The organism is Mesorhizobium sp. M1078, assembly GCF_040318615.1.
In the GTDB taxonomy this organism is placed as follows: Bacteria; Pseudomonadota; Alphaproteobacteria; order Rhizobiales; family Rhizobiaceae; genus Mesorhizobium.
Map to the genome: position 1 here is coordinate 1 of NZ_JAMYMP010000075.1, position 4,444 is coordinate 4,444.

Annotated in this window: 4 protein-coding genes; all 4 read right to left on the minus strand. The window is 59.3% G+C overall.

Annotation, left to right across the window (positions count from 1 at the left end; genetic code table 11):
* On the minus strand, nt 1–456 hold a 456-nt coding region (locus NKH38_RS33025; RefSeq protein ID WP_352904870.1), incomplete at its 3' end, for a response regulator.
* Nucleotides 453–1,949, minus strand: a complete 1,497-nt coding sequence (locus NKH38_RS33030) for a chemotaxis protein CheW (RefSeq protein WP_084630992.1) — start codon at nt 1,947–1,949, stop codon at nt 453–455. The genes NKH38_RS33025 and NKH38_RS33030, both read right to left, overlap by 4 nt.
* Complete coding sequence (locus NKH38_RS33035; RefSeq protein ID WP_352765562.1) at nt 1,942–4,170, minus strand: methyl-accepting chemotaxis protein; 2,229 nt, start codon at nt 4,168–4,170, stop codon at nt 1,942–1,944. Before NKH38_RS33035 ends, NKH38_RS33030 begins: the two co-directional genes overlap by 8 nt.
* Nucleotides 4,171–4,262: 92 nt before the next feature.
* A partial coding sequence (locus NKH38_RS33040) for a hypothetical protein (RefSeq protein WP_352904873.1) occupies nt 4,263–4,444 on the minus strand: 182 nt, incomplete at its 5' end.

Sequence of the window (4,444 nt, forward strand, 5' to 3'; positions counted from 1 at the left end):
TGTCGGCAGCGTCTGCCCTATACGGTGGCGTATACGTTCCTGCAATCGCAGCGTGGGTTTGATGCCGGTGACGGCGGCGGTTCGAATCTTGTCGAGCAGATCGTCTTTCATCTGATCAACGCGTAAGGACAATGTTCCCGAAGGCTTCGCAACGAAATCGAATGCGCCGAGGCGAAGCGCTTGCAGGGTCTCATCGGCGCTCTGTGATGTCACTGACGATACCATGACGACCGGGGTCGGCCTTTCCAGCATGATACGATCAAGGCACATAAAGCCGTTCATCTGCGGCATGTGGACATCGAGCGTGACCACATTGGGGCGGAAGGCGTGCAGGCGCTCCAGTCCTTCGGCGCCATTTCGAGCGGTTTCAACTTGGAATTCGGATGCGTCCGACAGCATTCCGGCAAGCAGCTTTCGAACGAGGGCAGAGTCGTCGATGATCAGAACCTTGATCAAGTCTGCAGCTTGGTTTGAAAAGAGTCCAGAAAGGTGCGCTCGGCACGCGTGAGCAGTTCGGTTGGATCAAGCAGCATGAGGATGCGAACGCCTTCATCCAGGCTGACGATCGACTGGATCAGGCGCGTAGTTTCTCCCGCCAGATCCGGCGCCCGAGCGAGCGCTGATGCATCGACGCCCAGGACTTCCGAGACGCTGTCGACGATGATCCCGGCGCGGTGGGAACCGGATTTGACCACAATCAGACGCGTCCGGCCACGATTCTCAAACGGCGGCATGTCGAAGCGCTTCCGCTGATCGATGACAGGCAGCACCTCGCCGCGCAGATTGATGACCCCTTCAAGAAATTTGGGCGTCTTTGGAACCCGCGTCACACGCTCCGGCACCAGTGCAACTTCCTCGACGACCTCAATGGGCAAGGCGAATTCGCCGGCGCCAAGTTGGAAGGCGAGCAGCTTGATCTCGTCGCGCTTTGAACCTTCTGTCGGTGCGGAGCCGTCTCGGGCCGGAGCTTGCACATGACCCAGACCACGCATGGTTTCCTCGCTGAGCAACAAATCCGGGTGCAAGACCGACAGCAGCCGGCTATCCGCCTCGCTCCGATAGATTGCCTTGACCTTAGCCTCGCCGCCAATTCTGGCGGCCATAATTGGCGGCACGGGTTCCAGCCTCAGAGGATCGATGGCGATGCTCTGCTTGACAGCGTCGACAACGACGCCGACCGCGGTGCCGCGGACATACGCGACGATGACCTTCTCATTTCCCTGAAGCTCGTTAGCGAGGCCAAACAGTGCTCTTAGGGACAAAATTGGCAGCAGTCCGTCGCGGAACGATATCAAACCAGGGACCTGCGCATCCGCGCCCGGCAGAGAAGTCAGGCCTCGGGGGATATTGAAGACCTCCTGCACCTCGGCAAATGGAAATGCGTAATCCTGCCCATCGACTACGAACGTTGCGAGCATTTCTCGACCTACAGCGCCTATCGCGCTCATATCAGGAACCAACGTGCGGCTGCGGCCGGTCACACGATCCCGGGCTTGGGGGGTAAACGCCCCTTCGAGCAGGGTATCAACGTTGAGAATCCTCACCGCCTCGCCATCATTTGAGAAGACACTGTCATCGCCGCTGCTCACCGCGGCGCCCTTGAGTGAATGACGCTGCTCGATGCTGCTTGCCTGTACGTTGACGATCCCTTCGACAGTGTTGACAAGCAGCGCATACGGCGCGGGTGCGTCGATGACCACGGCTCGCGCCGAATCCGACAGAGCTTCAGAAGCAAGTCGCAGCAAGCGGCTCAAGTCCGCAATTGGCACAATTGACCCACGCAAGTTCGCTAATCCGCACAAAGCCGCTGGGGCTTGCGGCACCTTTGCCATTACGGGTACCCTGACGATCTCGGCCACCCGATCGACCGGAACCGCGTAAGTATGCTCGGAGCAGCGAACCGCCAAGAACCGTTTGGATAGCGCCGCTGGCGCGCCTTGCTCAGACATTTTGTGACTTGAGCTCTTCAGCGAGGGAGGCAATCTCCTCAATCGCCGCAGCCAGGTCCTCAGCTCCTCGCGCTTGCTCTTGGGAAGCGGTCGATGCCTCTCTAGACGCTGCACCGGCTTCCTCTGCGGCTGTTGCAATCTGCTTCGCGCCAGCTGAAGCCTGGCTCGCCGCAACGAGTATGTCGGTAGCGCCAGAATTGATCGCTTTGCTCGCCTCGACGAGCTGCGCCAGCTCTTCTTTGGTCTTCTCAAATACCGCTAAAGTGGCGCGACTATTCTGAATCTCGACTTCCGACAGGCCGCAGATCCGCTCGAGATCGCCACGCAGCGAAGATATCTGCTCGATCATTCCGCGAACCGTATCCTTCACTTTATCCAAGGATTGCGATGCTTCGCGCGCCAGCCCGCGAATGTCTTTGGACACCAAGGAGAAGCCGCTGCCATAGTCGCCCGCCCTGGCTGCTTCGACCGCTCCACTGACGGCAAGCATGCTGGTCTGAACCGCGACTAATGTGATCGCATCGACGATCTTCTCGATCTTGCGGCCAGTTACCTCCAAACTAAGCAACGCAGATACGCTCGCTGTCGTGTCCTGGAGGGAACCCGTCAATCCGTTAATAAGGCTTTCGACCGCCGCGTAAGTTTCCCTCAGCGACTGTTCCATCGCTGCAACACGCTCCTCGGCTGCAACTGCATTTTCTTTTGCAAGGGCAGCACTTTGCTCGATCTGGCTCAGTGAGGCCGAACTTTCGTGGGTGGCCGCCGCCTGCTGCTGGGCGCCACGGTTGATCTGCTCGACCGCAGCCAGAATCTGACCGGCGGCCCCCGAGAGCTCCTGAATATTCGCCGACAGCTGTTCGGCTGCCGAGGACGCCTGCTCGGCGGCTTTTCCTGCGTCTCCGGCGCGCAATAGATTAGCCAAGCGTGCCAGCGCGTGCGCTGCCGTTTGGCCTTCAACAAGCGCCTGCGTCTGCTGTTGGATCGCTGCCTGCGATTCCGCAGCTGCAGCCGACTGCTGCTCCGCGGCACTGGCAACTTGCTCGGCACCTTTTTGCGCCTCGGTGGCGGCTTTTTCGGCTTCAACCGAAGCCAGCGAGATGGCGCGGCTGCCGAGCGCGATCTCGCCCGCGGTTTCCCGCATGGCGCGAAGGTTTCGCAGCACGACGTTTGAGGCCTTTGCTTCGGATGCCGCAGCGTGAGCGGCAGCAGCGACTCCGGCTGCAACCGCGCTGACATCTTTTTGGATGCTGGTGGATAGCGCCTGAACTTCACGTGCGCTGGTGTCGGATATCTGCGCCAGCGACCTTACTTCTTCAGCGACTACGGCAAATCCGCGGCCATGATCGCCGGCGCGAGCGGCTTCGATGGCGGCGTTTAGGGCAAACAGATTCGTCTGGTCCGAGATGCGGCTGACCGTGCGGCCTATAGCTCCGACTTCTTCCGCGCGTTCTTCGATAACGGCAATCAATTGTGCCGAGCTTTCCTGGCGAGCGGCATTTCGTTCAATCGCACTGACCGCATTCATCACCTGATTCGTCACATCGGCAAGCAAGCCCTGCACCGATTCCGATCGCCTTTGCGAATCCTCGGCTAAGCGTCGTCCCACGGCCAGCGTTTGCGTGGAGTCGCTGATTGTGCGCAGTTGTTCTTCAGCCGCGCCTGATGCTTCCTCCGCACCCGCGGCGATCTGTTCCATCGATCGCCGTAATTCTTCACCGGCGGCCGATGCCTCGGTGATGCCGCTGGCCAGCTCCTCAGTGGCGGCGGCAAACCGTTCGGCTATTTGTCCGTGAGGTAGGTCTGATTTGATGCTTTGGCGTGATCTGGCCGGCAAATCTGCTTTTTCGGGATGCAAACCCTTGTCTGGTCCAGTGCGTTTCGCGATCCTTGACGTCTTAACGAGCGACATATTGGATGAAATCCTATTTCGCGGTAGCGGCGTTTGCCTGATTTCTATCTTATCGCCGGTAAGCGCGCCACCGCAGATAGCCTGGCCACGTGCAATCCTGCTGGATTGCGGTCGGCCACTATCGCAAGGCAGGTGCCACTGGCCGCATATAAGCGGTCCGCTGTTCGATGAACGATGCCATTGCGGTAGGTTCGCTTTCTTCCAAAATGAGAGATCATCGAGGGCCCACCGCGCAACTGAGATAAAAACCGCGACCAGTTTGTTTTGGCCGCAGATGCGGCAACTCGGGAATTTAATCGAAACGGAACCCATACCCATACCCGGACGCCACCCATTTTGGAACCGAAGGCGCCCGGCCTTGCAACCCTGGAAGCCGCTGAATATGAGGTTCAAGGGCGCCGCTTCTAGGCGAAATGTGGGTGGGTGGCCGTCACGGTCTCGCCGGCCATTTCCTCGACATGGGGCATTTCGCGCGCTCCTAGATGTTTGATCCCAGGCTTTGATGGCGCATACTTTTCGTCCGAATCAAAGGATGCGCTATGGGCCAGGTTCTTCATGGGAGCGCCACGACGACAGAGGCGATCCG

Excerpts from the sequence above, each read along its gene's own strand:
- NKH38_RS33030 (WP_084630992.1), bottom strand. The coding sequence starts at position 1,949 with ATGTCTGAGCAAGGCGCGCCAGCGGCGCTATCCAAACGGTTCTTGGCG.
- NKH38_RS33035 (WP_352765562.1), bottom strand. The coding sequence starts at position 4,170 with ATGGGTTCCGTTTCGATTAAATTCCCGAGTTGCCGCATCTGCGGCCAA.